The 26,164-nt window shown below is 63.2% G+C and carries 28 protein-coding genes and 1 pseudogene; 1 reads left to right on the top strand and 28 read right to left on the bottom strand.

Annotated elements, in window-relative coordinates:
- Window positions 1-430 precede the first annotated feature (430 nt).
- The 13 genes from ACQY39_RS13160 to ACQY39_RS13100 all read right to left on the bottom strand — a co-directional run bounded on the left by ACQY39_RS13160 (window position 431) and on the right by ACQY39_RS13100 (window position 9,135).
- On the bottom strand, window positions 431-901 hold the full coding sequence (locus ACQY39_RS13160) for a hypothetical protein (RefSeq protein ID WP_428506889.1): 471 nt from the start codon (window positions 899-901) through the stop codon (window positions 431-433).
- A 113-nt stretch (window positions 902-1,014) separates the two neighbouring features.
- Window positions 1,015-1,413 (bottom strand): hypothetical protein, encoded by a 399-nt coding sequence (locus ACQY39_RS13155; protein WP_428506881.1) that lies wholly within the window; start codon window positions 1,411-1,413, stop codon window positions 1,015-1,017.
- Window positions 1,414-1,524: 111 nt separating this feature from the next.
- A complete protein-coding gene (locus tag ACQY39_RS13150) occupies window positions 1,525-1,818 on the bottom strand; it encodes a hypothetical protein (RefSeq protein WP_428506879.1) in 294 nt (97 codons plus the stop codon).
- Window positions 1,819-1,930: 112 nt separating this feature from the next.
- A complete protein-coding gene (locus ACQY39_RS13145) occupies window positions 1,931-2,350 on the bottom strand; it encodes a hypothetical protein (protein WP_428506887.1) in 420 nt (139 codons plus the stop codon).
- A gap of 570 nt (window positions 2,351-2,920) precedes the next feature.
- Window positions 2,921-3,331 (bottom strand): hypothetical protein, encoded by a 411-nt coding sequence (locus ACQY39_RS13140; RefSeq protein ID WP_428506885.1) that lies wholly within the window; start codon window positions 3,329-3,331, stop codon window positions 2,921-2,923.
- Window positions 3,332-5,015: 1,684 nt separating this feature from the next.
- The gene (locus tag ACQY39_RS13135) at window positions 5,016-5,492 is read right to left on the bottom strand and encodes a DUF4262 domain-containing protein (RefSeq protein ID WP_428506883.1); all 477 of its coding nucleotides are present in this window, start codon (window positions 5,490-5,492) and stop codon (window positions 5,016-5,018) included.
- A 114-nt stretch (window positions 5,493-5,606) separates the two neighbouring features.
- A complete protein-coding gene (locus tag ACQY39_RS13130) occupies window positions 5,607-6,005 on the bottom strand; it encodes a hypothetical protein (protein ID WP_428506881.1) in 399 nt (132 codons plus the stop codon).
- Window positions 6,006-6,116: 111 nt separating this feature from the next.
- Window positions 6,117-6,410 carry a hypothetical protein gene (locus tag ACQY39_RS13125; protein WP_428506879.1) on the bottom strand — a complete coding sequence of 98 codons (294 nt, stop codon included), beginning with the start codon at window positions 6,408-6,410 and terminating at the stop codon, window positions 6,117-6,119.
- 87 nt (window positions 6,411-6,497) lie between these two features.
- Entirely contained in the window at window positions 6,498-6,809 is a 312-nt protein-coding gene (locus ACQY39_RS13120) for a DUF5076 domain-containing protein (RefSeq protein ID WP_263539125.1), read from the bottom strand.
- Window positions 6,810-6,954: 145 nt separating this feature from the next.
- A complete protein-coding gene (locus ACQY39_RS13115; protein ID WP_428506877.1) occupies window positions 6,955-7,374 on the bottom strand; it encodes a hypothetical protein in 420 nt (139 codons plus the stop codon).
- Between the two features lie 160 nt (window positions 7,375-7,534).
- Window positions 7,535-7,786, bottom strand: coding sequence for a hypothetical protein (locus tag ACQY39_RS13110; protein ID WP_428506875.1), 252 nt, complete (start codon window positions 7,784-7,786; stop codon window positions 7,535-7,537).
- A gap of 123 nt (window positions 7,787-7,909) precedes the next feature.
- Window positions 7,910-8,239: a hypothetical protein gene (locus ACQY39_RS13105; RefSeq protein WP_428506873.1), complete on the bottom strand. Its 330-nt coding sequence runs from the start codon at window positions 8,237-8,239 to the stop codon at window positions 7,910-7,912.
- Window positions 8,240-8,778: 539 nt separating this feature from the next.
- A complete protein-coding gene (locus ACQY39_RS13100; RefSeq protein WP_428506871.1) occupies window positions 8,779-9,135 on the bottom strand; it encodes a CPCC family cysteine-rich protein in 357 nt (118 codons plus the stop codon).
- 602 nt (window positions 9,136-9,737) lie between these two features.
- Between ACQY39_RS13100 and ACQY39_RS13095 the strand changes: the two genes are divergently transcribed.
- Window positions 9,738-10,859 carry an integron integrase gene (locus ACQY39_RS13095; protein ID WP_428506869.1) on the top strand — a complete coding sequence of 374 codons (1,122 nt, stop codon included), beginning with the start codon at window positions 9,738-9,740 and terminating at the stop codon, window positions 10,857-10,859.
- A gap of 66 nt (window positions 10,860-10,925) precedes the next feature.
- On the opposite strand, the gene ACQY39_RS13090 is transcribed toward ACQY39_RS13095, so the two are convergent.
- The 15 genes and pseudogenes from ACQY39_RS13090 to ACQY39_RS13020 form a co-directional block, all read right to left on the bottom strand.
- Window positions 10,926-12,119: an acyl-CoA dehydrogenase gene (locus ACQY39_RS13090; RefSeq protein WP_102769998.1), complete on the bottom strand. Its 1,194-nt coding sequence runs from the start codon at window positions 12,117-12,119 to the stop codon at window positions 10,926-10,928.
- 174 nt (window positions 12,120-12,293) lie between these two features.
- Entirely contained in the window at window positions 12,294-12,728 is a 435-nt protein-coding gene (locus ACQY39_RS13085) for a RidA family protein (protein ID WP_428506867.1), read from the bottom strand.
- A gap of 7 nt (window positions 12,729-12,735) precedes the next feature.
- Window positions 12,736-13,260: an acyl-CoA thioesterase gene (locus ACQY39_RS13080; protein WP_428506865.1), complete on the bottom strand. Its 525-nt coding sequence runs from the start codon at window positions 13,258-13,260 to the stop codon at window positions 12,736-12,738.
- Window positions 13,261-13,275: 15 nt separating this feature from the next.
- Window positions 13,276-13,974: an ABC transporter ATP-binding protein gene (locus tag ACQY39_RS13075; RefSeq protein WP_409994045.1), complete on the bottom strand. Its 699-nt coding sequence runs from the start codon at window positions 13,972-13,974 to the stop codon at window positions 13,276-13,278.
- A gap of 41 nt (window positions 13,975-14,015) precedes the next feature.
- Window positions 14,016-14,813, bottom strand: a complete 798-nt coding sequence (locus tag ACQY39_RS13070) for an ABC transporter ATP-binding protein (RefSeq protein WP_428506863.1) — start codon at window positions 14,811-14,813, stop codon at window positions 14,016-14,018.
- Window positions 14,810-15,799, bottom strand: a complete 990-nt coding sequence (locus tag ACQY39_RS13065; RefSeq protein ID WP_428506861.1) for a branched-chain amino acid ABC transporter permease — start codon at window positions 15,797-15,799, stop codon at window positions 14,810-14,812. The genes ACQY39_RS13070 and ACQY39_RS13065 overlap by 4 nt, the downstream gene beginning before the upstream one ends.
- A 30-nt stretch (window positions 15,800-15,829) precedes the next feature.
- Window positions 15,830-16,750: a branched-chain amino acid ABC transporter permease gene (locus tag ACQY39_RS13060; RefSeq protein ID WP_102769993.1), complete on the bottom strand. Its 921-nt coding sequence runs from the start codon at window positions 16,748-16,750 to the stop codon at window positions 15,830-15,832.
- Window positions 16,751-16,811: 61 nt separating this feature from the next.
- A complete protein-coding gene (locus ACQY39_RS13055) occupies window positions 16,812-17,174 on the bottom strand; it encodes a four helix bundle protein (protein ID WP_428510805.1) in 363 nt (120 codons plus the stop codon).
- Window positions 17,175-17,294: 120 nt separating this feature from the next.
- Window positions 17,295-18,503 carry an ABC transporter substrate-binding protein gene (locus tag ACQY39_RS13050; protein WP_428506859.1) on the bottom strand — a complete coding sequence of 403 codons (1,209 nt, stop codon included), beginning with the start codon at window positions 18,501-18,503 and terminating at the stop codon, window positions 17,295-17,297.
- A gap of 207 nt (window positions 18,504-18,710) precedes the next feature.
- Window positions 18,711-20,367, bottom strand: a pseudogene (locus ACQY39_RS13045) (AMP-binding protein).
- A gap of 23 nt (window positions 20,368-20,390) precedes the next feature.
- Window positions 20,391-21,563: an acyl-CoA dehydrogenase family protein gene (locus ACQY39_RS13040; protein WP_428506857.1), complete on the bottom strand. Its 1,173-nt coding sequence runs from the start codon at window positions 21,561-21,563 to the stop codon at window positions 20,391-20,393.
- Window positions 21,564-21,566: 3 nt separating this feature from the next.
- On the bottom strand, window positions 21,567-22,421 hold the full coding sequence (locus ACQY39_RS13035) for an enoyl-CoA hydratase family protein (protein WP_428506855.1): 855 nt from the start codon (window positions 22,419-22,421) through the stop codon (window positions 21,567-21,569).
- Entirely contained in the window at window positions 22,418-22,990 is a 573-nt protein-coding gene (locus tag ACQY39_RS13030; RefSeq protein ID WP_428510803.1) for a MarR family winged helix-turn-helix transcriptional regulator, read from the bottom strand. The genes ACQY39_RS13035 and ACQY39_RS13030 overlap by 4 nt, the downstream gene beginning before the upstream one ends.
- 5 nt (window positions 22,991-22,995) lie before the next feature.
- Complete coding sequence (locus tag ACQY39_RS13025) at window positions 22,996-23,793, bottom strand: SDR family NAD(P)-dependent oxidoreductase (protein ID WP_428506853.1); 798 nt, start codon at window positions 23,791-23,793, stop codon at window positions 22,996-22,998.
- Window positions 23,794-23,796: 3 nt separating this feature from the next.
- Complete coding sequence (locus ACQY39_RS13020; RefSeq protein ID WP_428506851.1) at window positions 23,797-26,148, bottom strand: bifunctional salicylyl-CoA 5-hydroxylase/oxidoreductase; 2,352 nt, start codon at window positions 26,146-26,148, stop codon at window positions 23,797-23,799.
- Window positions 26,149-26,164 lie beyond the last annotated feature (16 nt).

Below are 26,164 nucleotides of genomic sequence, written 5' to 3'. Positions count from 1 at the left end.
ATGCTCGCGCCATTACTGCTAAGCCGAGCGCCACAAGAAATGACGCTGACGCTAGGAAGCCGGTTAACGCCCAACAAGGCTTGGCTTCCGCAAGCGGCTGCTCAGGCAGGTTTGCCACTGAAAGCAAGAGCCCTACTGCCGGATTGGCATTCGGTTCAGTCTTTGTGCCAACACGCACAATGATGCAAAAGACTATGCCGATCACGGCCGCTGCGGCCGAGACTGGCGCGAGCCAACTAGGCGGGAAGGCATAAACACAAGTGACCCCGGCCAACGCAGCTACCGCCATCGGTAAACCGATTCGCTTCATTTGCAGATGCCTAACGTTGAAGCTGAGGGGCCGGAGCCAGTTGGCCGCGCGGAGCTGAAAATATACAGGCAGCGTAGCGCGGCCAGCTGGCGTAGGTCCACTCGAGCGACCTGTTAGGCCTCACGTGCCAGCAGCGCACAGCGGCGCTGACCGAAGGTAGGCCTCTCCACGACCTGATGCCACGCCCTGAATCGGCACCAGCGAGTAGTTCGGTAAATCGCGAGCCGCAACGTAAAGATCGAATGCCAAGTCGTTCTTCGAGATGGTCACAGTTCCTCGCTTCTTCTCCTGCCGAAACTTGGCAGCAAAAACTTCGATATCTACCTCGGTCCATTGACCGTTAGCCAACGGAACAACCACCTCATATGCAATCCGGTGCACAGACTTGTTCCCATAGTCGAACGGAGTGTGGAGGCTTCCTCTCACTGTTTCGACGTTCTGGACCATCAGATGCACCTTGCCCTTTTCGTCAATACACGCGACGACTTCCGGGTCGACCGCATGCGACACGAATGCGCAGCTCTGCAGCAGAGCCAACATCCCGGCTATACCAACGCCATGAATCAATCGATGCGTCAATGCGATCTTCATTCTTGAGGCCTAACGTTCAAGCTGAGCCGCGAGCGGCGGCTGGGTACGGAAGGCCCAGAATGAAATGGCGGGCCTGTAGTGACCAGCCGTTGCGAGTCGGATCGAGCGTAGGGTTATGCCTTGCGCTGGCCATACTCTAGTTCCTCCTCGTGGCAGTAGAAGAGCACATCGGGGCTCAGGTTGTGCAGCACAACAGCGTCATCCCTGGCAGGTACGAAGATGTCTTGCCACTTCGCCAGGAACTCGTTGGCTGGAAGCACGCAAACGTCGTTGTCACCGTAGACAATTTGAACGGTCCATTCGGCCGAAATCCGGTCCTTCAGCCATGCGTCCGCCACGGAGTAGCTCTCAATGTCGAGATGCTCGATCTGACTGACGGTCGTACTGCTCAGGCCGTAATGGGTCTTGGCACTGAACTGAAGTGCGTAATCGTATGCGTTCTTGGCGCGCGCTTTGTCCAGCCAATGTGCAGAAAGCCGGTTCTCGGAATACTCAGACTGCCGGAGATTCATGGCGAGGCATAACGTTGAAGCTGAGGGGCCGGAGCCAGCTGGCCGCGCGGAGCTGAAAATGGAAAGACAGCATAGCGCGGCCAGCTGGCAGAGGTCCACTCGAGCGACTGGTTATGCATGATCTCGCCCCAGCTCAGCGCTCTCGTCGCCGGCTGTGGTTTCCGTCTTCGTGGCTGCAAGCCGCTTGCGTTCCTTGATCTCACCAAGGGCCAAGAAGAAGCTCGCCCACCCACCGAATATTCCTGCAAGAACAATCAGAACGAACACCCATTTCGGGAGGTACTCGCCAAAAATTACTGTCGAGACTATCGCAACGAAGATAAGAACGGACAAACAGTACCTCAACGTTCTCGATCCGTTCGCGTTACTCAAATCCATCGCCCATCCTTCCTTGTCGTTCCTCATGCATAACGTTGAAGCTGAGGGGCCGGAGCCAGCTGGCCGCGCGGAGCTGAAAATATACAGGCAGCGTAGCGCGGCCAGCTGGCGAAGGTCCACTCGAGCGCAGGGTTAGGCCTCACTGGGGGAGAATCACTATGCGCCAGCCCGCTGGAGATTTGGCCGCATGCACGGTATCCCGCGACTTTCCGCCGTCCGGGAACACACACTCTTCTATGAGTTCCACGAGGTCCTCTCTCAGCACCTTCTTTGCGACGACTACGCAACTAAGATAGCTAAAGTTCGGAAATCCAGAATCCCGCATCTGCTTTCTGAAACTCAATTCGAGCACGTGCGACGTCTCATCAACGAGGTTCTGTTCAGGATCTTTGATACCTTTCAAATTCACTAGAAGTTCTCTCGCTTCGAACTTGAAGTCTCTCGCCGCAACAGCAGCCTCTATGTTCTTTTGCGAATAGGCTGCTTCCAGGGAGCGAAGTGCAGTTTCCGGTGTTGAGAGGTCTGCTGCCATAGTCTTTAGGGCGAATGCTGCGAACAAGAGCGCAGCGGTTGAAGAGCGCGAAGGTCTCATTTGTGAGGCCTAACGTTGAAGCTGAGGGGCCGGAGCCAGCTGGCCGCGCGGAGCTGAAAATATACAGGCAGCGTAGCGCGGCCAGCTGGTGAAGGTCCACTCGAGCGACAGGTTAGACCGCATTCATCCTCTCCCATTCCCTGTAGCTGCGTCGCCTACGCTTAAGAGGACGTGACTTCTCCTCCAAGAACTCGACGACACCCATGCAGATTGCCGTGTCGAGCATTGGGCTAGATGGAGTCGAATAGTGCTGAGAAGCGAGAACGCCGATAGCCGCAATAGCCTGAGAGTCGAGCTGCATGATTTGCTCGGCTGCTTCAAATTCACCATAAGCCATCAACTCCCGTACCATCGACGCAGGTTGAAAACTGACCGTAGTTCGGGCTCCGGCGAGTACGACGTTGGGATCAAGCACAGGACTTCCTCATTGCGGTCTAACGTTGAAGCTAACCGGCCCGCGACGGCAGGACACCGCAGGGCCAGAATGAAATGAGGCCCGAAGGCGGCTTGCCGTTGCGGGTCAGGTTGAGCGACCGGTTAGGCCTTGGATGCACAAGCAGCCTCGTATTTTGCATAGTGCCCGGGAAAGAGCCGCCCAAACTGCTCCTGGTGCATTCCGACAAATTCAAGGTGCAATCCCTCTTCAGGAAACTCAGGTCTGAAGTCCTGAATGGAGAATCCCATGATGTCCAGTGGCTCGCCAGTTTCTGCGACGAGGACCAAGTTAAATTCGGACAACTTGCGATCAATAGTTTCCAGGGATTCTGTGCCTTGGTCGCCGAGTCCACCGATACAAACGCTTCGACTTCTAAAGAGACTCTCGACCGTCGAGTACGCATCCAATGGCTGAAACGCAACGTCACCACATCCCATCGGTGGATCAGTAAGCGCTTCCGCGGTCTCCGCGAATCCCAGCGTCTCGTCGGCAAGTTTGAGCAGCAGTTTCATGGGAGTTGAATGAAAGGCCTAACGTTGAAGCTGAGCCGGAGCCGCAGGCGATCGGCTCGAGCGACCAGTTATGCAGAGCCATTTCGAAGGCACTGCGGTGGAGGTGGCCGACAGCATACCGAAGCTGTACCCATGAGGCGCACGGCTGAGGCGGCAAGCGCGTTGTTCTTCTGCGGGCCGCCAGCGAACCAAGAAGAGAGTACGAGCAGCCTGGCCAAGACCGGCGAGATCACGGCGGCCGGAGGCTGGCAATATGCGGGAAGCCCCTGCCTCCGAGAAAATCACGGCGCAACGCGCAGCGCATTCGTGGCGGTCGCCAGACCGACAACGGGCCTTCAAGCGCTTCTTAGCTTGCTGCATAACGTAAAGGTCAGCGGACGCCGCAGGCGGTCCGCTGCAACGACCGGCTATGCAGAGCCACCTTCGGAGGCACTGCGGTGAAAGTGGCCGAGAGCATACCGAAGCTGTACCCACGCTGCAGTCGGCTGAGGCGACAGGCTGCATCCGTACCATGCGGCAGGCGGAGAACTGAGGAAAGCGAAAGGCCAGCTTGGCTTGACCCGGCAAGATCACGGCGACCGAAAGCTGGGGCTGCTTGCGCCCAGCCCGAACACGAGAAAGCCTCAGCCCATTGCCCAGCGTGATCGCAGCGAACGCGCAACCGAAAACGGATCTTCGAGATTTGCTTAGCCTGCTGCATAGCGTAAAGGTCAGCGGACGCCGCAGGCGGTCCGCTGCAACGACCGGCTATGCAGAGCCACCTTCGGAGGCACTGCGGTGAAAGTGGCCGAGAGCATACCGAAGCTGTACCCACGCTGCAGTCGGCTGAGGCGACAGGCTGCATCCGTACCATGCGGCAGGCGGAGAACTGAGGAAAGCGAAAGGCCAGCTTGGCTTGACCCGGCAAGATCACGGCGACCGAAAGCTGGGGCTGCTTGCGCCCAGCCCGAACACGAGAAAGCCTCAGCCCATTGCCCAGCGTGATCGCAGCGAACGCGCAACCGAAAACGGATCTTCGAGATTTGCTTAGCCTGCTGCATAGCGTTGAAGCTAACTGGCCCGCGACGGCATGCTGCCGGAGGGCCAGAATGAAATGAGGCCCGTAGGCGGCATACCGTTGCGGGTCCGGTTGAGCGACTGGTTATCCCGCACCGCGCACCCCGTGTTCGCTTGATTGGCTCAGTATCTGCTGGACTGACCAATTACGGGTTATCCAGATTGTGAGCGCAGCACCTGAAAGGTGCCACCAGAACATGCCCGACGTACGTCGATGAACCAGGAGATGGCCCGAAGCAACTTGCCACGCGGCAAGCACTCCTGGATCTTGCGGTGCACCCCGGACCGTAGACAAGAGATACGAGTAGGGATTGAGCCTCGGGACCTTTGGCGTTCCTACACCTCGCACACGTTGCCAGGATAGGGCTTGCTGCTCTGTAGTCGCGACCGCAGATGGCGGAATTGGCAGGGTATCAATTGCGCCGAGTCCAAGCCAGTAGAGCGCCATCGACCCAGCGGCGGCCAAAAATGCTGTGGCGACGACTAGACCAAATGCTAGGCGGAGAATCAGCTTAGCCATGCGGGATAACGTTGAAGCTGAGGGGCCGGAGCCAGCTGGCCGCGCGAAGCTGAAAATATACAGGCAGCGTAGCGCGGCTAGCTGGCGGAGGTCCACTCGAGCGACCGGTTAGGCGCCTCTTTCATGCTGACCAAGTACGGGTTGTGCTGCTCGAAATGAATCGGTCGCTTCTGCGTGCCATGGAAGATGCCCTGCACGTGACGGCCAAACGATCTGTTGGACAGGGAAGTCATAGCCTTCGTAGTACCAAATTGCGAAGCCAAAATGCTCTTGGTACTCCCCCCTAGGGACCGGCACAACCACGCAGGCATAGCCTTCGAGCAGCTCATCCGTTGGTTCGTCAGGCTTCAAGGGTTGGCCGCGGGCCGCAGCGGCAGCGGCGATGCATAGGACTGAGTGGGCGGTGTCTCGCCGGAGGCCGTAGATCAAGAGCTCCGGACAGCCGTAGGTCTGAAATAGTCCGACCGTGTAGGAGAACGGCTCGTGTTCGGCGTCTCCGGAAACACTCAAGCAATGCCATCCGAAGGCGCGGATGTCATCCAGCAGCTTTTGCTCGCCTGAATCTGACGCTTGGGTACGGGGCATTCGGAGGCGTCTAACGTTCAAGCTGAGCCGCGAGCGGCGGCTGGGTACGGAAGGCCCAGAATGAAATGGCGGGCCTGTAGTGACCAGCCGTTGCGAGTCGGATCGAGCGTAGGGTTATGCCTTGCGCTGGCCATACTCTAGTTCCTCCTCGTGGCAGTAGAAGAGCACATCGGGGCTCAGGTTGTGCAGCACAACAGCGTCATCCCTGGCAGGTACGAAGATGTCTTGCCACTTCGCCAGGAACTCGTTGGCTGGAAGCACGCAAACGTCGTTGTCACCGTAGACAATTTGAACGGTCCATTCGGCCGAAATCCGGTCCTTCAGCCATGCGTCCGCCACGGAGTAGCTCTCAATGTCGAGATGCTCGATCTGACTGACGGTCGTACTGCTCAGGCCGTAATGGGTCTTGGCACTGAACTGAAGTGCGTAATCGTATGCGTTCTTGGCGCGCGCTTTGTCCAGCCAATGTGCAGAAAGCCGGTTCTCGGAATACTCAGACTGCCGGAGATTCATGGCGAGGCATAACGTTGAAGCTGAGGGGCCGGAGCCAGCTGGCCGCGCGGAGCTGAAAATGGAAAGACAGCATAGCGCGGCCAGCTGGCAGAGGTCCACTCGAGCGACTGGTTATGCATGATCTCGCCCCAGCTCAGCGCTCTCGTCGCCGGCTGTGGTTTCCGTCTTCGTGGCTGCAAGCCGCTTGCGTTCCTTGATCTCACCAAGGGCCAAGAAGAAGCTCGCCCACCCACCGAATATTCCTGCAAGAACAATCAGAACGAACACCCATTTCGGGAGGTACTCGCCAAAAATTACTGTCGAGACTATCGCAACGAAGATAAGAACGGACAAACAGTACCTCAACGTTCTCGATCCGTTCGCGTTACTCAAATCCATCGCCCATCCTTCCTTGTCGTTCCTCATGCATAACGTGAAAGTGAGCGGACGCCGAAGGCGGTCCGCTCCAATGACTGGTTCAACCGCAAGGCGTGCGGCGAGGGCGATGCAGGATTAAGCGTGACCCACATGAAATTCGCCAACGGCGTTCGATGTAGGCATGTCCAGCTCTGAATGAATCGCGGCGAAGACAGCCGTGACCGTTTCATTCGCTGGCGTGCCGCGCTCTTCCGCGACGGCATTGCCAATGTGCCTTACGAGATCGGCCAGAAGGATCCCCCAAGCTTTCGCCTCTGTGTGCCCTGCGGCTTCAAAAAAACCGATGTTCAAGGTGCAATGTAGCCCTCGCTCGGCAATCCATGCGCTAAGCATTTGCACGGAATTCTCATCACGCTGCGCGGCAGGGGGAATGACTAGTGGTTTCATAGCGCGATGCTGCCTACGGCATGGCCTCTTGCGGTTGAACGTTGAAGCTGAGGGGCCGGAGCCAGCTGGCCGCGCGGAGCTGAAAATATACAGGCAGCGTAGCGCGGCCAGCTGGCGAAGGTCCACTCGAGCGCAGGGTTAGGCCTCACTGGGGGAGAATCACTATGCGCCAGCCCGCTGGAGATTTGGCCGCATGCACGGTATCCCGCGACTTTCCGCCGTCCGGGAACACACACTCTTCTATGAGTTCCACGAGGTCCTCTCTCAGCACCTTCTTTGCGACGACTACGCAACTAAGATAGCTAAAGTTCGGAAATCCAGAATCCCGCATCTGCTTTCTGAAACTCAATTCGAGCACGTGCGACGTCTCATCAACGAGGTTCTGTTCAGGATCTTTGATACCTTTCAAATTCACTAGAAGTTCTCTCGCTTCGAACTTGAAGTCTCTCGCCGCAACAGCAGCCTCTATGTTCTTTTGCGAATAGGCTGCTTCCAGGGAGCGAAGTGCAGTTTCCGGTGTTGAGAGGTCTTCTGCCATAGTCTTTAGGGCGAATGCTGCGAACAAGAGCGCAGCGGTTGAAGAGCGCGAAGGTCTCATTTGTGAGGCCTAACGTTCGAGCTAACCGGCCCGCGACGGCAGGACGCCGAAGGGCCAGAATGAAATGAGGCCCGAAGGCGGCGTGCCGTTGCAGGTCCGGTTGAGCGACTGGTTATGGCGCTCGTTGCTATTCATACTCTCGGATCTCGCCGACTGGGTACTTCGACCATTTAACGAAATCCTCGTCTGAGTGCCGAACAAGCGCAGCGTCAGATTCGTTGCGAATATTCCAAGCGTAGTTTATGTGGTGATACGCATGCTCCAGATCAAGCCTCAACTCGCATTCCTCGTACTGGGCGTCGAGCATTGACTTCTCGATCGCCTCGAGTTGCTGCCTTGCTTCTGCAATGTTCTCAAGAATGATCTCGCGCTGAATCATATTGCGCCATAACGTTCGAGCTGAGGGGCCGCAGCCAGCTGGCCGCGCGGAGCTGAAAATATACAGGCAGCATAGCGCGGCCAGCTGGCGGAGGTCCACTCGAGCGAATGGTTAGGCCTTAGCCTACGCATTGCCAGGGAACTCGACCCGGGCGAGCATCTCGATTGCCACTCGCGAACCAAAGCGGCCAGCCTTCTTGTAGCTTTCGAGCTCAGCATCGGCGTCAGCGCATACGCGACCAAGTATTTGGTACGCGATGAATTCGTGAGGTTGAATTCTTTGTTCATGCTTCTCGAAGAGTGTCTGCTCATCCAGGTCGGATTCGTGCCCATCGAGAGCATAGAAGGCATAGAAGGCATAGAAGTCTTTGTATTCCGCGCAGAACTTATCGAATGAAATGGTCCCTGAAACGCATTGCCGCACTAGATCATCGTGTCGATCCAGTGCCAGCATGAGATCTTGCTCAGACTCGAACATCGGCATAGCAGTTGAGGCCTAACGTTTGACATGAGGGGCAAACGACGGCGGCACAGGCGTGGGCGAGGAGCCAGAACCTGGGCCGCCGTTGTTTGTCCCCTCGATGGAGTGGTTAGGCGCGGCCGCGACAGAAGAACCGTCTCGCGTTCCGGGATTCATCCAGTTCGACTTCCACAGGACCTCGCTCGGTGGGGCTCGCTTGGAAATAGAGCGAGGCGCCATTCCTGCGAACTGGCTGCCCCAACCGGACGAGCAATTCGCGTTCATTTGAGCCGACGGGCAGTGCCTCGCAAATGCTGGTGTTCGCATAACTTGGACGGCATGAATGGGATTCCACACAGGCGAAGGTCTGTTGAGGGGCCGGGCGCCGATTCAAAACGACTGCAGCGGTCAACAGGGTAGCAATTCCCGCGAGAACTACGATATGGACAACTCTGACTCTCACTTGCGGAGCCTAACGTTGGCGGTAAGCGGACCAGCCAGCGTAGCTGGCGCAGGTCCGCTTGACCAAAAGGTTATAGCGCTGCATCGCGAACCCAGTAGTAGTTTTTGGCATCGCCCGCAGCGGCGTCGAAGTATGCAAGCCCATTCGCTGGTGATTGCGCAGGCTCGATCTCTTCGGGGCGCAATGGCCGCCAGCCCGGAGCGCGAAGGATGGTGCCGACAACGGAAACACCCACGGGAAATCTTTGAAGAGCAAGCAACTGGCTTTGGACGAGGCTTTGCTTGTTAGCTCCGCCGCCCATTGCCGGGTGGGCAAGCTGCACGTGATCATCTTCCCAGCCGCACAAATCGCAGATCTCGTAACTGCCAGGCGGCTCGCCAAAGACGAGGAACCCGCAGCTTGGGCAAGGGAAGGACTCTTCACTCATGGCGAGCGCTATAACGTAAAGGTCAGCGGACGCCGCAGGCGGTCCGCTGCAACGACCGGCTATGCAGAGCCACCTTCGGAGGCAGTGCGGTGGAGGTGGCCGAGAGCATACCGAAGCGGTACCCACGCCGCAGGCGGCTGAGGCGACAGGCTGCATCCGCATCATGCGGCAGGCTGCGAACCGAGGAAAGCGTACGGCCAGCTTGGCTTGAACCGGCAAGATCCTCGCAACCGAAAGCTGGTGCCGTTCGCGCCCAGCCCGAACACGAGAAAACCTCGGTCCGTTGCACCGCGTGGCCGCCGCGAACGCGGAACCGAAAACGGATCTTCGAGATTTTCTTAGCCTGCTGCATAGCGTTAATTTGGAGCGACAAAACTGCGCCCGAACTCTAGCAGCTGTCGCCCCAACTCTGGCTGCGAGTACTCGCCTAAGTCCTCTAGAACATTGCCGCAAAGATCAATTGACTGTTTATACATACAGTATTAAATTGCCGACAAAAGCGGCACTCCCCGTGAGCCGCACTTTGCCGGGCCGTTCAAGCCTTGGCAAGCGTCACAGTCAGATGCTGAAACGGGGACTTGTTGCTGTTTCAGGAGCCTGTCATGGCCGCAACCGTTTCTGACAACAACCATGTTGGCGCACGACCTCCCCGCTCTGCCCTGCGGCCTCCCGTTGCGGCGCCAGCTTTACCGCCGCTCAAATCGGTCAAAGTGATTGACCAGTTACGGGAGCGTATTCGTTTTTTGCATTACAGCCGGCGAACAGAGGAAAGCTACGTTCATTGGTGCAAGGCCTACATCCGCTTTCACAAGCTACGGCACCCGACAGACATGGGTCAGGCCGAAGTCGAGGCCTTTCTCACCTGGCTGGCCTGCGAACGTTCGGTGGCAGCATCTACGCACAAGCAAGCCTTGTCAGCCCTGCTGTTTTTCTACGGCAAGGTCTTGGGTGTCTCGCTGCCATGGTTGAAGGAAATTGGCCGGCCCAAAGCGAACAGGCGATTGCCCGTGGTGCTCTCGAAGGATGAGGTCGCGCAAATCCTGTTGCGGCTACAGGGCGAACAGCGCCTGTTCGCTCAACTGCTCTATGGCACCGGCATGCGGCTGACCGAAGGCCTGCAACTGCGCGTGAAGGATGTGGACTTTGCGCATCGCAGTTTGATCGTGCGCGCCGGCAAGGGAGGCAAGGACCGTCTCTTGATGCTGCCCGAGAGTTTGATACCCGCACTGCGCGAACAACTGGCACGCTCACATCAGTGGTGGGCTGCAGATCAAGCCCAGGGCAAAGGTGGGGTGGAGATGCCTGACGCTTTGGAGCGCAAGTATCCGAGAGCCGGTCACACCTGGGCATGGTTCTGGGTGTTTCCGCAGTCCACGCACTCCATAGATCCTCGCAGTGGGCTGATCCGTCGGCATCACATGTACGACCAAACGTTCCAACGCGCCTTCAAAAAGGCGGTGTTCGAAGCCGGAATCCAACGGCCGGCCACGCCCCACACCCTGCGACACTCCTTCGCCACACACCTGCTGCAGGCAGGCTATGACATCCGCACCGTCCAGGACTTACTGGGCCACGCGGACGTGGCCACCACGATGATTTACACCCATGTTCTCAATGTCGGCGGTGGCGCGGTGCGCAGCCCGGTAGACAGCCTGCCTCGCCTGCTGCGCGAGCCGCAGGCAAAGTACCGCCTTCCTATTCACAAGCCGGCTTTGCAACATTGACCCTACTCGCGCCCCAAGACTCGCGCTCCAAAGGCTGAGTAGGTGCGGCGGCGACCCGCGGGCGGCTCAAAACGCAGCAATCCCCGTCTGCGCCCGGCCCAGGATCAGGGCGTGGATGTCGTGGGTGCCTTCATAGGTGTTGACCACCTCGAGGTTCACCAGATGGCGGGCGATGCCGAATTCATCGCTGATGCCGTTGCCGCCCAGCATGTCGCGGGCCATGCGGGCGATGTCCAGGCTCTTGCCGCAGCTGTTGCGTTTCATGATGGAGGTGATCTCCACTGCGGCCGTGCCCTCGTCCTTCATGCGGCCCAGGCGCAGGCAGCCTTGCAGGCCCAGGGTGATCTCGGTCTGCATATCGGCCAGCTTTTTCTGGATCAGCTGGTTGGCGGCCAGGGGCTTGCCGAACTGCTGGCGGTCCAGCACGTACTGGCGGGCGGTGTGCCAGCAGTCTTCGGCCGCGCCCAGCGCGCCCCAGGCGATGCCGTAGCGGGCGCTGTTCAGGCAGGTGAAGGGGCCTTTCAGGCCGCGCACCTCGGGGAAGGCGTTTTCTTCGGGGCAGAACACGCCGTCCATGACGATTTCGCCGGTGATCGACGCACGCAGGCCGACCTTGCCGTGGATGGCCGGGGCGCTCAGACCCTTCCAGCCCTTCTCCAGCACGAAGCCGCGGATGGCGCCTTCGTCGTCCTTGGCCCAGACCACGAAGACATCGGCCACCGGGCTGTTGGTGATCCACATCTTGGATCCCGTCAGGCTGTAGCCGCCGTCCACCTTCTTGGCGCGGGTGACCATGGAGCCCGGGTCGGAGCCGTGGTTCGGTTCGGTCAAGCCGAAGCAGCCGATCCATTCGCCGGTGGCCAGCTTGGGCAGGTATTTCTGCTTGGTGGCTTCGTTGCCGAAGTCGTTGATCGGCACCATGACCAGCGAGCTCTGCACGCTCATCATCGAGCGGTAGCCCGAATCCACGCGCTCCACCTCGCGGGCGATCAAGCCGTAAGCCACGTAGTTGAGGCCAGGGCCGCCGTACTCGGGCGCGATGGTGGGGCCCAAGAGGCCGATCTCGCCCATCTCGCGGAAGATGGCCAGATCGGTGCGCTCATGGCGGAAGGCCTCGAGCACGCGCGGCGCCAGCCGCTCCTGGCAGTAGGCCGCCGCGGCGTCGCGCACCATGCGCTCGTCGTCGCTGAGCTGCTCGTTCAGCAGCAGGGGGTCGTCCCAGTGGAATGAAGGAGAAGGTGCCTTGTTGCTCTTGCTCATGGTGTGTCTCTCGATCTGTTTTCTTCGTTCGTGGTCTCTGAAAGTGCGGCCGGTTGGCACCGGCCGCGCTTGTGGATCTCATCGCGGCCTGCGGCCCAGGCCATTGCAAGTAACGCCACTGTAACCAGCCGGAACCTCAGCCCGGCTGAGGCAGCGCAAAGTCCGGGTTGGCGTTCAAGGTATGACGGCGGTGACCTCGATCTCGACCTTGGCCCGGTCTTCCATCAGGCCCGCCACCTGCACCGCCGACATGGCGATCTGGTACTCATGCCCCAGCACCTCGCGGTAGGCCTGGCCCACCTCGCGGCCGCGGGCCAGGTACTCGCGCTTGTCCAGCAGGTACCAGGTCATGCGGGTGATGTGGGCGGGCGTGGCGCCGGCCTCGGCCAGCACGGCCTTGATGTTGATCAGCGACTGGCGCACCTGGGCGATGAAGTCATCGCTCTCGAACTGGCATTGCGCGTTCCAGCCGATCTGGCCGGCCACAAAGACCTGGCGGCCCGTGGCCGCCACGCCATTGGCATAGCCGCGTGGCGCGGCCCAGCCGGCCGGTTGCAGAATTTGTTTGTCGAGCGATGACGGGTTCTGGTTGTGATCGGTACTGCTCATGGTGAGTTCACTCCTTGGGCCCGTCTTGCGGGCCTGGCGCGCGCAGCGTCAAGGCCAAAGTCAAGGCTGCGCGCAAATCATCGGGAAAGGCTTGGGGGCGGTGGGTGTCCAGCGAGGTGCAGACCAGCACCTGCTGAAACACCACGCGAGGGCCGGGATGGGGCTCACTCGACTCAGGCGCCCTGCCCTCATCATCACCCTCACCCTCAAAATGCACCGTCAGCCCCAGCGAGCTGCGGCCCAGCCGGGTGATGGCGATGCGCTGGATCAGAGTGTCGCCCATGCGGCTGATGCGCCGGAAATCGGTGGCCAGGTGCACGGTCGGCAGGCCCACGCGGCGCGGGCCCAGCAGCTGCGAAAAATCGACGCCCAGGCCCTCGCTGACCCAGTCTTCGATCAAGGCGTTGAGCATCTCGAAATAGCGCGGGTAGAAGACGATGCCGGCCGGGTCGCAATGGCCGAAACGCACCCGCTCGCGGCGCTCGAACACCCAGCGGGGGGCGGGCTCGCTGAGATTCATGTTTGCGTTCATATTCGTGCTCACCAATCACACCCCAAGATAACGCTGCCAGAGCTCGGGCTGCGCGGCCAGCTCGGCCGAGTCGCCCGACCAGACCATGCGGCCGCGCTCCAGGATGTGGTGCCGGTCGGCCAGGCGGATCAGGCGCCGCACGTATTTGTCCACCACCAGAATCGTCTGCCCCGCCGCGCGCAGGTGATCGAGGCAGCGCCAGATCTCCTCGCGCACCAGGGGCGCCAGGCCCTCGCTGGCCTCATCCAGCACCAAGAGGCGCGGGTTGCCCATCAGGGCGCGCGCAATCGCCAGCATCTGCTGCTCGCCGCCCGAGAGCTGGTTGCCCATATTGGCGGCGCGCTCCTGCAGGCGTGGGAACAGGTGGAACACCCGCTCCTCGGTCCAGGGCTCGCGCGCGGCGCAGCGGTTGGCGGCAAAGGCCGTGAGGTTCTCGCGCACGCTGAGGTTGGGGAAGATCTGCCGCCCTTCCGGCACCAGGCCCAGGCCCAGGCGGGCGATGCGGTCGGCCGACCAGCCGGTCACGTCCTCGCCACAGAAGCGAATGCGCCCGGCCGTGGGCGCCATCCATCCGCACAGGCAGCGCAGCGTCGTGCTCTTGCCCATGCCATTGCGGCCCAGCAGGGTCAGCACCTCGCCGGCCTGCAAACGCAGGTCCAGGCCGAACAGCACCTGGCTGCTGCCGTAAGCGGCCTGCAGACCGCTCACTTCCAAGAGGGCTTCGCCGCCCGAGGCTTGCACGCCAGTTCCTGTGCTCACAGCGCGGCCTCCATCTCGTCACTGGCCTCGTCGCCCAGATAGGCGCGGCGCACCTCGGGGTGTTCGCGAATCTCCTGCGGCGTGCCGCTGGCGATGATGCGGCCGAACACCAGGGTGGAGATGCGGTCGGCCAGGCGGAACACCGCGTCCATGTCATGCTCCACCAGCAGCAGGGTCAGGCCTTGCTCGGCACGCAGGCGCTGCAGCAGCAGCACCATGCGCTCGGATTCATCGGGGCCCATGCCGGCCATGGGCTCGTCCAGCAGCAGCAGGCGCGGCTGCGCCGCCAGGGCCAGGCCCACCTCCAGCTGCCGCTGCTCGCCATGGGCCAGGCTGCCCGCCAGCTCGTCGGCCCGCGCCGCCAGGCCGCACAGCTCCAGCAAGGCGGCCGCCTGCTCCTGCAAGGCCCGCTCGGCCGAGGCGCGGCGCCAGAGGTTGGGCAAGCCGGGCCGACGCGCCTGCAAGCCCAGGGCGATGTTGTCGCGCACGCTCAGGCGTTTGAAGATGCTGGTGATCTGGAAGGAGCGCACCAGGCCGGCGGCGACGCGGCCGGCCATGCCCAATGGGGTCAGGTCTTGCCCATCGAGCAGCACCCGGCCGCTGTCCGGCCGCAACGCGCCCGAGAGCTGGTGGATCAACGTGGTCTTCCCGGCGCCATTGGGGCCGATCAAGGCATGGATCTCGCCGCGGTGCAGTGCAAAGCTGGCTTCATCCGTGGCAGCCAGGGCGCCGAAGCGCTTGCACAGGCGCTCGACCTGCAGCATGGGCCCGGTGTTCTGCAGTTCCGCGCTCATGCCCGTGCCCTCCAGCGTGCGGCCAGGCCGGCCAGGCCTTGCGGCGCCAGCATCACCACGGCCAGCAGCAGCAGGCCCAGGGCCATCTGCCAATGCAAGGTGTAGCCGCTGAGCAGTTCCTCTAGCAGCAAGAGCACCACAGCACCCAGGGCCCCGCCCCAGAGCGAGCCGGCGCCGCCGATGATGACCATGATCATCAGCTGGCCCGACTGCGACCAGTGCAAGGTGTGCGGCGTGACCAGGCCGTTCAGGTTCGCCAGCAGCGCCCCGGCCAGGCCGGCGATCGCCCCGGCCAGCACAAAGGCCTGCCACTGCAGGGCAAACACCCGCGCGCCCAGGGCATGCATGCGTGCCTCGTTCTCCTTGATGCCCTGCAGCAGGTGGCCAAAGGGCGAGTTGATCAGGCGCTGCAAGCCCCACATCACCGCCGCCGCCAAGGCCAGCAGCAGCCAGTACATCTGCGCATCGTTCTGCAAATTGACCAGGCCGCTGAGCTGCGAGCGCTGGACCAGTGGCAGGCCGTCCTCGCCGCCGTAGGCCTTCAAGGACACGGCCAGGTAATAGAACATCTGCGCGAAGGCCAGCGTGATCATGATGAAGTAGACCCCGCGTGTGCGCAGGCTGATGGCGCCAATCAAGCCCGCCGCCAGGCCGCTGACCAACATGGCCACCGGCCAGGCGATCCAGGCCGAGCTGATGCCCGCGTCCATCAAGATGCCCACGGTGTACGCACCCAGGCCGACAAAGGCCGCGTGGCCAAAGCTGACCATGCCGCCGAAACCGAGGATCAGGTTCAGGCTGGACGCTGCGATCACAAAGATCAGCGCCCGGCTGGCCACGCCGGTGTAGAACTCCAGGCCCAGGGCTGTGAGCAGCGGCGGCAAGGCGGCCAGGGCCGCCAGCAGCGGCCAGGCCCAAGGCCCAAGGCCGCGGTGGTCCAGGCGGCTGAGCGCGGGCGCTGCAGAGACGGTGCTGTTGTGCTTCATGGAATTGTGCCTGTGGGTCCGCATCGCATCTCAACCGCGCGCCGGGAACAGGCCCTGCGGTTTCCAGAACAGCACGGCCGCCATCAAGACATAGATCAGGATGGAGGCCAGCGCCGGGCCCAGATTGGCGGCCAGTTCGGGCGAGGCCAGCTGGCGCAAGGCGGCGGGCAGCAGGCTGCGGCTGCAGGTGTCCACCACGCCCACCAAGAGCGCGCCGACCAGGGCACCGCGGATAGAGCCGATGCCACCGATCACCACCACCACAAAGGCCAGGATCAGGATGCTCTCGCCCATGCCCACCTGCACCGCCAGCAGCGGGCCCAGCAGCGAGCCGGCCAGCGCGCACAGCGCCGCGCCGAAGCCGAACACCGCCGTGAACAACCAGCGGATGTTCACGCCCAAGGCCGTGGCCATGGGCCGGTTCGAGGCGCCGGCCCGCACCCACATGCCGATGCGGCTGCGCGTCACCAGCACGTAGAGCAACAGTGCCACGGCCAGACCGACACCGATGATGAGCAGGCGGTAGGCCGGGTAATAAAGGCCCGGCAGCAGCTCCACCGGCCCGGACAGCGCCGCCGGCGTGTTCAGCATCACCGGCTGCTCGCCCCAGATCATGCGCACGCCCTCGTTGCAGATCAGGATCAGGGCAAAGGTCGCCAGCACCTGGGACAGATGGTCGCGCGCATAGAGCCGGCGCAGCACGCTCATCTCGAGCAGCATGCCGAACACCGCCGTGCCCAAGAGCGAACCCAGCACCGCCAGGCCGAAGGAACCCGTGGCCTGCGCCACGGCGGCCGCCAGGTAGGCGCCCACCATGTACAGCGAGCCATGGGCCAGATTGATCATGTCCATGATGCCGAACACCAGGGTCAGCCCGGCGGCCAGCAAAAACAGCATGAGTCCGAACTGCAGGCCGTTGAGGGCTTGTTCTGCGAGGAGGATGGGGGACATGGGTGGGTGTTGGAGTGAATCGTGAGTCGTGAGTCGTGACCGGTGAGTGGTGGCGGGTGGCTTAGGTGGCTGGGGGATTGAGCTTTGAGCGGATGGAGAGGGTCAATGCCGAAACGAGTTTGGCGACGCGTTCTAGCTGTAACCGTGTTGCCGTGCAGTCCACCTGATAAATCCTCGCTGCGAGCTCGATTTGAGTGTCCAGTTCGGCCAGTGAGCCTCTCGAGATATTCAAGGATCTGTAGAACTCTCGCGTACTGCCCTTGGCGGCACCTTCGGCGATGTTTGATGGCACCGAGACCGCAGCGCGGCGCATCTGCCCAAGCAAACCAAATCGCTCCTCCTTGGGCAAATCGAGGGCATACACAGCCTCAACCAGCTTCATGGCCTCTTGCCACGCCAGCAGATCTCGATGTCCTCGCTGCATACGCACCTCAACCGTCGACTTGCCAAGCACCGTGTGCCATGAACGCGTGGAAAAACCATGCCCCTCGATTCACCATTCACCATTCACCATTCACCATTCACCATTCACCATTCACACCACTCACTTCATCTTGCAAGACGCCGCGTAGGCGTCTGCATGGTTGCTGAAGATCTTGCCCAGGGTCTTGTTGGTGACGCGGCCCTGGGCGTCCTTGCCGATCACACGCAGGTAGTAGTCCTGAATCGGGTACTGGTTGTTGTTGAACTTGAAGGCACCGCGCACGGACTCGAACTTGGCGGCCTTGATGGCCTTGAGCACGGCATCCTTGTCCTCGATCTTGCCCTTCACATCGCGCACCGCGGCATTCATCAGCAAGGCCGCGTCATAGCCCTGGCTGGCGTAGAGCGAAGGCAGGCGGCCATAGTCTTTCTGGAAGTCGGCCACGAACTTCTTGTTGGCGGCGTTGTCCATGTCATGCGCCCAGTGCGAGCTGTTGAACATGCCCAGCATGGGCTCACCCACGGCCTTGATCACATCCTCGTCGGCCGAGAAGCCGGGGCCGAACAGCGTCACGTCCTTGGACAGGCCGGCGCCGACAAACTGCTTGATGAAGTTGATGCCCATGCCGCCGGGCAGGAAGATGTACATGGCATCGGGCTTGGCGGCGCGCGCCTGCGCCAGCTCGGCGGCGTAGTCCAGCTGGCCGAGCTTGGTGTAGATCTCCTCGACCACCGCGCCCTTGTAGAAGCGCTTGAAGCCGGTCAGCGCATCCTTGCCGGCCGGGTAGTTGGGCGCCAGCAGCACCAGCTTCTTGAAGCCCTTGTCCATCACCGTCTTGCCCACGGCCTCATGCAGGTTGTCGTTCTGCCAGGCCACGTTGAAGAAGAATGGGTTGCACTGCTCACCGGCGTATTGCGAGGGGCCGGCATTGGCGCTGATGTAGGGCGTCTTGCTCTCGAACACGCTGGGGCCCACGGCCAGCATCAGGTTGGAAAACACGATGCCGGTCATGAAGTCGACCTTGTCGCGCTTGATCAGGCGGTCCGAGGTCTGCTTGGCGACCTCGGGGTTCTGCTGGTCGTCCGCCGTGATCAGCTCGACCGGCAGGCCGCCGAACTTGCCGCCCGCATGCTTGAGCCCCAGCTGAAAGCCATCGCGGATGTCCACGCCCAGGCCAGCGCCGGGGCCGGACAAGGTGCTGAGCAGGCCGACCTTGACCTTGTCGGCCGCCAAAGCGGAGCCGCTGGCGCCGAGCAACACGCAAGCCATCGCAGCTGAGTTCAAGGCGGCGGGCACGAGCTTCATCATCATTGAGCGCTTGGTCTTCATGGCAAGGGTCTCCAGGGCGGGGGTGAATGGGGCAATCAGCAAATCACAACACGAGGAATGGAACTGTTAGCTTGGGAATTTTCGTAGCGAGCGGCTGTCAGGCTAGGCGGACGGAGCGCAGGAACCGGAACGTACTTCCTGTACGTGAGGATTCCGAGCACCGGACCAACGACGCATGGCAGTCGCGCAGTAGAAAATTCACAAGCTCTAGGCCGGTTGGCGCAGGCGGAAGCGTTGCAGCTTGCCGGTCTCGGTCCGCGGCAGGCGCTCGCGGAACTCGATGGCGCGCGGGTATTTGTACGGGGCAATGGTGGCCTTGACGAAATCCTGCAAGGTCTTGCACAGCTCGGGCCCGGCCTCGAAGCCGGGGCGCAGCACCACCACGGCCTTGACGATCTGGCCGCGCTCTTCATCGGCCTGCCCCACCACCCCGCACTCGGCCACGGCCGGATGCAGCAGCAGGGCCGCTTCCACTTCGGGGCCGGCGATGTTGTAGCCGCCGGAGATGATCATGTCGTCGGTGCGCGCCTGGTAGACGAAGAAACCCTGCTCGTCGACGAGGTAGGCATCGCCGGTCAGGTTCCAGCCGTTCAGCACATAGTTCTTCTGGCGCTCGTCGGCCAGGTAGCGGCAGCCGGTCGGGCCCTTGACGGCCAGACGACCCACCTGACCGGGAGGCAAGACCTGACCCTCCTCGCCCAGCACGCAGGCGCGGTAACCCGGCACGGGCCGACCGGTGGCACCGGGCCGGGCCGTGGCCTCGTCGTGCGAGATAAAAATATGCAGCAGCTCGGTGGCACCAATGCCGTCGATCAGCTCGATGCCGCCCTCGCCCGCTGCTGTGCGGCCGCGGGTCGCTTCTTTCCAGAGCTGGCGCGTGGCAGCGGGCAAGGCCTCGCCGGCGCTGACGCATTTGCGCAGGCTGCTCAGCTCATACTCGCCCAACAGAGGGGCCATCACCCGGTAAGACGTGGGCGCGGTGAACAAGACGGTGGCGCCGTAGCGGGCCACGGCCGGCAGCAAGGCCTCGGGCGAGGCTTTTTCCAGCAGCACGGTCGAGGCGCCGACCGTCATCGGGAACAGCAGCAGGCCGCCCAGGCCAAAGGTGAAGGCCAGCGGCGGGCTGCCGATGAAGACATCGTCGGCCTGCGGGCGCAGCAGATGCGGCGGCCAGCAGCGGCAGATGGCCATCACATCGCGGTGGAAATGCATGGTGCCTTTGGGCTGGCCGGTGGTGCCCGAGGTGAAGGCGATGATGCAGCAGTCCTCGGCGGCGGTGTCCACGGTGGCTGAACTGCGCCGGCTTGGCCGCGGCGCGCGCCTCCAGGCCTTCAGGCGCTGCGCTGTGGAACAGCAGGGCCTGGGTCAGACCCGGGCAGCGCTCGCGCGCCAGGCTCAGTTCCTCGGCCAGGCGCTCGTCGCACAGGGCGTGGCGGATCTCGGCTTTCTGGATGATCTGTTCCAGCTCCACCGCGCGCAGCAGGGGCATGGTGGCCACGGCGATGGCGCCCACCTTCATCACCGCGAACCAGCAGGCCGCCATGGCCGGCGTGTTGGCACCGCGCAGCAGCACCCGGTTGCCCGGCACCACGCCCAGCTCATCGACCAGCACATGGGCGATGCGGTTGGCCTCGGCCTGCAGCTGGGCATAGCTCCAGCGCAGCGGCTCACCGCCGACACCCAGGCCTTGCACGCAAAGGCGCTCGCCCTGGCCGCGCTCGACCCAGGCGTCCAGCAGCTCATGCGCGCAGTTCAGGCGTTCGGGGAACTGCAGCTCGGGCAGCTCGAAGATCAGCTCGGGCCACTGCTCGCGCGGCGGCAGGTGCTCGAAGGCAAAGCGATCCTGGTGCGAGGTGTAGGTCATGGCAGTGCTGGAGGCAGAAGCGTTCATTTCAGCAAGTCCCGTCCGATGATCAGCTGCTGCACCTCGCTCGCGCCCTCGTAAATGCGCAGGGCACGGATTTCCCGGTACAGCGATTCCACGATTTCGCCGCTGCGCACGCCGCGGCCGCCATGCAGTTGCAGCGCGGCATCGATCACCTGCTGCGCGCCCTCGGTGGCCATGAGCTTGGCCATCGCCGCCTCGCGCGTGACTGTCTGACCCTGGTCGCGCTGCCAGGCGGCGCGGTAGACCAGCAAGGCCGAGCTGTCCACCGTGCAGGCCATCTCGGCCAGCTTGGCCTGGGCCAGGGGCAGATCGGCCAGATGGGCACCGAACATGGCCCGGCTTTTGGCCTGGGCCAGGCCCTCTTGCAGGCCGCGCCGCGCAAAGCCCAGGGCGGCGGCAGCCACCGAGGTGCGGAAGACGTCGAGCGTTCGCATGGCGATCTTGAAGCCTTCGGCCGGCGCGCCGATGCGCTGGCTGGCCGGGATGCGGCAGTCGCTGAATTTCAGCCGCGCCAGCGGGTGCGGCGCGATCACCTCGATGCGCTCGGCAATCTCGAAGCCCGGCGTGCCAGCATCGACGATGAAGGCGCTGATGCCGCGCGAACCCAGCGCTTCGCCGGTGCGAGCAAACACCACGTAGAAATCGGCAATGCCCCCGTTGGAGATCCAGGTCTTCTCACCGTTCAAGACATAGCTGTCACCGTCCAGCCGAGCGCTGCACTGCAGGGCCGCCACATCGGAGCCGGCTTGCGGCTCGGACAGGGCAAAGGCCGCCAGCTTCTCGCCGCGCGCCACGGCCGGCAGATAACGCTCTCTTTGCTCGGGCGTGCCCGCCAGCGAGATCGCGCCTGAGCCCAGGCCCTGCATGGCAAAGGCGAAATCGGCCAGGCCGTTGTAGCGAGCCAAGGTTTCACGCAGCAGGCAGATGGCGCGGGTGTCGATCACCTCGGCCGCGCCACCGAGCGCCGTGCCGGCCACCGCATGGCGCAGCCAGCCACCCTGGCCCAGCGCGCGCACCAGGCTGATGCACTCGGCATCCACATCGGCACCATGGCCGCTGTGCAGAAATTCGGCGCACCAGGCGTCCAGATGCGCCGCCAGCTCGCGGTGGCGCGGTTCAAAAAATGGCCACTCCAGATGCTTGAGGGCCGGGTTCATCATGGGCTCGCTCATCGCTCAGTCTCCCTGAAACTCGGGCCGCTGCTTGGCCACGAAGGCGTGATACGCGCGGTGGAAGTCTTGCGTCATCATGCAAATGGCCTGGGCCTGGGCTTCGGCCTCGATGGCCTCGTCCACGCCCATGGCCCATTCCTGGTGCAGCATCTTCTTGGTCATGGCGTGGGCAAAGGCCGGGCCACCGGCGATCTGCTGCGCCCATTCCAGGGCCTCGGGCAGCAGACGCTCGGGCTCGACCAGGCGGTTCATGAAGCCCCAGCTCAAGCCCTCCTCGCCACCGAGGCTGCGGCCGCTGTAGAGCAGGTCCGAGGCGCGACCCTGGCCGACGATGCGCGGCAGGATGGAGCAGGCGCCCATATCGCAGCCGGCCAGGCCGACGCGGGTGAACAGGAACGCGGTCTTGCTGCGCGCCGTGCCGACGCGCAGGTCCGAGGCCATGGCCATGATGGCGCCGGCACCGGCGCAGACGCCGTCGATGGCAGCGATCACCGGCTGCGGGCAGGCGCGCATGGCCTTGACCAGATCGCCCGTCATGCGGGTGAAGGCCAGCAGGTCGGGCATGCTCATTTGGGTCAGCGGGCCGATGATCTCGTGCACATCGCCGCCGCTGCAGAAGTTGTCGCCAGCGCCCTGCACGACGATGGCGCGCACCTCATCGACATAGCTCAGGCGGCGGAACAGATCCCGCAGCTCGGCATAGCTCTCGAAGGTCAGCGGGTTCTTGCGCTCGGGCCGGTTCAGGGTGATCAGGCCCACATCGCCGTGCTGGGCCCAGCTGAAGTGTTGGGGCGTGTAGCCCTGCAGGCTCTGGCGGTTGCCCTCGCGCAGGTGTTCGCTCATGGCGCGTTCCGTCATTTCTTTTTCTCCTTGCTCACGGGGCTGGTGGCCGCGGTGGTCGCAGCCGAGGCGGCGTCCAGCGCCCCCAGGTGATTTTTCAAGACGGCCATCAGGCCGTAGAGCTCCGTCTTCTGCTCGGCCGACCAGCCGCCCAGCAGCTCCACCACCCATTGCTCATGCGTGGCCGCCATGCGCTTGAACTGGCGCCGGCCTTGCGGCGTGAGCTTGACAGTGAAGGAGCGACGGTCGCTGGGGTGGGCCTCACGCACCACCAGGCCTTCGGATTCGAGCTGGTCGGTGATGCCGGTGATGTTGCCACCGGTCACCATCAGGCGCTGCGAGAGCTCGCGCATGGCCAGGCCTTCGGGGTGACGCTCCAGCTGGGCCAGCAGGTCGAAGCGCGGCAAGGTGGTGGCGAAGTCCTGGCTCAGGCGCTTGCGGATCACCCCCTCCACCCGGTTGGTGCAGGCCAGCAGGCGCAGCCAGAGCTTGAGCGCCTGGTGGTGGTCGTCGATCACCCGCGATTCCAGGTCCGGCCCCAGGTCCAGGCCCGGGTCCAGCTCGGCCGGACCGAGGGCGCTTGTCATGCTTGTCATGGCAGCTCGCCCCCGCAGACCGAGATCGCCTGGCCGTTGATGGCCGCGCTGTCGCGCCGCGACAGCCAGAGCACCGTGGCCGCCACTTCCTGCGGCTGGATCAGGCGGCCCAGCGGGTTGCCGGCGGCCAGCTCGGCGCGGGCCTCTTCAGCGCTGCGGCCGGTCTTTTGCATGATGGTCTGCACCGCCCGGTCGACGATGTCGGTCTCGGTGTAGCCGGGGCAGACGGCGTTGACGGTGACGCCCTTCTTGGCTGTTTCCTGGGCCATGGCGCGGGTCAGGCCCAGCACGCCATGCTTGGCGGCGCAGTAGGCCGCCACATAGGCATAACCGGTCAGCGCAGCGGTGCTGGCCACATTGATGATGCGGCCGAAGCCGCGCGCCGTCATCACCGGCAAGACCTCGCGGCTGCACAAAAACGTACCGGTCAGATTGACCTGCAGCATGCGCTGCCAGAGCTCCAGCGAGGTGCGCGAGATCGGCGCGGTTTCCACCTGCCCCGCGTTGTTGACCAGGATGTCCACCGGCGCCAACGCCGTAGCGGCGGCGAAGCCGCGCTGCACACTGACCTCATCCCCGACATCGACGATCTGAAACCCCACCTCACCCAGGGCCGCCAGGGCCAGCTGCTGCACCTGCAGGCGCTCGCGGTTGCGGCCCATCAAGGTAACGCGGGCGCCGGCTTGCAGCAGGCTTTGCGCAATGGCCGCGCCGATGCCGCTGCCACCGCCGGTGACCACGGCATGCAGGCCTGGCAAAGGCTCCTGGACCAGAGGCGGAAAGTTGCCAGCCATGGCTCAGACCCCCAAGGCCTTGTTGGCCTGCTCTTGTGCGCTCAAGCCCGCGCTGGCCGAGGCTTGCGCGCGCTGGCGCTCGAACTCTTTTTCCAGCTGCGGCTTGGCCGAGAGGTAGGCGCGCGGCCAGTCGAGGCCGGGCCCCGCTTGGTAGCCGATGCGGGCCGCTTCGCTGAGCGTCCAGGCCGGGTTGGCCAGATGCGGGCGGGCGATGGCGCAGAGGTCGGCTCGGCCGGCAGCGATGATGCTGTTGACATGGTCGGCCTCGGAGATGGCGCCCACGGCCATGGTGGCGATGCCGACGCGGTTGCGGATGCTTTCCGAGAACGGGGTCTGCCACATGCGGCCGTAGGTGGGCTTCTCCTGCTTGCTGACCTGGCCCGAGGACACATCGATCAGGTCGGCGCCGGCCGCCTTGAAGGCCGCCGCGATCAGCACCGCGTCTTCCGGCGTGTTGCCGCCGGGCACCCAGTCATGGGCGGAGATGCGCACCGACATCGGCCGCTCCTCCGGCCAGACCGCACGCAAGGCGCGGAAGACCTCGAGCGGATAGCGCAGGCGGTTCTCCAGCGAACCGCCGTATTCGTCCTCGCGGTGGTTGGTCAGCGGCGAGAGGAAGCTGGACAGCAGATAGCCGTGGGCGCAGTGCAGCTCCAGCCAGTCGAAACCGGCCGCGGCCGCGCGGCGGGCGGCGGCGACAAAGTCATCGCGCACCCGGTCCATATCGGCGCGGTCCATGGCGCGCGAGGTCTGGCTCACGCCGGCCAGGTACTGTTGGGGCGAGGCCGAGATCAAGGGCCAGTTGCCGGTTTCCAGCGGCTGGTCGATGCCCTCCCAGCCGCGCCGGGTCGAGCCCTTGGCGCCGGCATGGCCCAGCTGCATGGCGATCTTGGCGCTGCTGTGCGTGTGCACAAAATCCACGATGCGCTGCCAAGCCAGGCCCTGCTCGTCGGTGTAGAGGCCAGGGCAGCCCGGCGTGATGCGGCCATCGGCCGAGGGGCAGGTCATCTCGGCAAAGACCAGGCCGGCGCCGCCGGTGGCGCGGGCGCCCAGGTGCATCAGGTGGTAGTCGCCGACGACACCATCGACGCAGGAGTACTGCGCCATGGGCGAGACCACGACGCGGTTCTTCAGCGTCAGCCCGCGCAGGCGGAAGGGCGTGAACATGGGCGGCACCGCCTGCTCGGGCAAGCCGCTCTGCGCCGCCAGCCAGGCTTCGAAGCGACCCACATAGCCAGCGTCGCGCTGGCGCAGGTTCTCGTGCGAGATGCGCTGCGAGCGGGTCAGCAGGGAATAGGCAAACTGCTCAGGCGCCAGATGGGCGTGGCGCTCGACGTTCTCGAACCATTCGGTGGAGTTGCGCGCGGCGTTCTGGATGCGCAGCACCTCGATGCTGCGGCTGGCCTGATAGACCTCCAGGGCGCGCGTCAGATCACCACCGGCGTCGCCAATATCGCGCGCCAGGGCGATCGCATCTTCCAGCGCCAGCTTGGTGCCCGAGCCGATGGAGAAGTGCGCGGTGTGGGCGGCATCGCCCATCAGCACTACAGGCGCACGGCCGTTGTGATGCACCCAGTTCTTGCAGACCACGCGCGGGAAACGGATCCACTGCGCCGAGCCACGCAGGTGCGAGGCATTGCTGATCAGCGAGTGGCCGTCCAGCACCTTGGCGAACAGGCGCTCGCAGAAGGCAATGCCCTCTTCCTTGCTCATGGCTTCCAGGCCGGCGGCCTGCCAGACCGACTCGGGCGTCTCGACGATGAAGGTCGAGTGCGTCTCGTCGAACTTGTAGGCATGGGCCTGGAACCAGCCATGTTCGGTCTTCTGGAAATCGAAGGTGAAGGCGTCGAAGAGCTTGGTCGTGCCCAGCCAGACAAAGCGGCAGTGGCGCAGATCGATATCGGGTTGGTAGGTGGCGCTGTACTTCTGGCGGATGCGGCTGTTCAGGCCGTCGCAGGCGATGATGAGATCGGCTTCCACACCTTCATCGTCTTGCACATCGTGCTCGTAGACCAGCTTCACACCCAGCTCGGCACAGCGCGACTGCAGGATGTTCAGCAGCTTCATGCGGCCGATGCCGCAGAAACCATGGCCACCCGAGCGCATGCTGCGGCCGGCGATGTGCACATCGATATCGTCCCAGTGGTTGAAGGCGGTCAGGATGGCCTCGGCCGTGGGCGCATCGGCTTCGCGCATGGCGCCCAGGGTCTGGTCGGAGAAGACCACGCCCCAGCCGAAGGTGTCACCGGGGCGGTTGCGCTCCAGCACGGTGATCTCGTGGCTGGGGTCTTGCTGCTTCATCAGCAGGGCGAAATACAGGCCGGCTGGACCGCCGCCGATACAGGTGATGCGCATGCTCTGCTCCCGCTGA

It is taken from the genome of Roseateles sp. (genome assembly GCF_965262435.1).
Classification (GTDB): domain Bacteria; phylum Pseudomonadota; class Gammaproteobacteria; order Burkholderiales; family Burkholderiaceae_C; genus Paucibacter_A.
The sequence above is the reverse complement of the archived record's forward strand: the minus strand, read 5'-3'. Positions and strand labels throughout refer to the sequence as shown.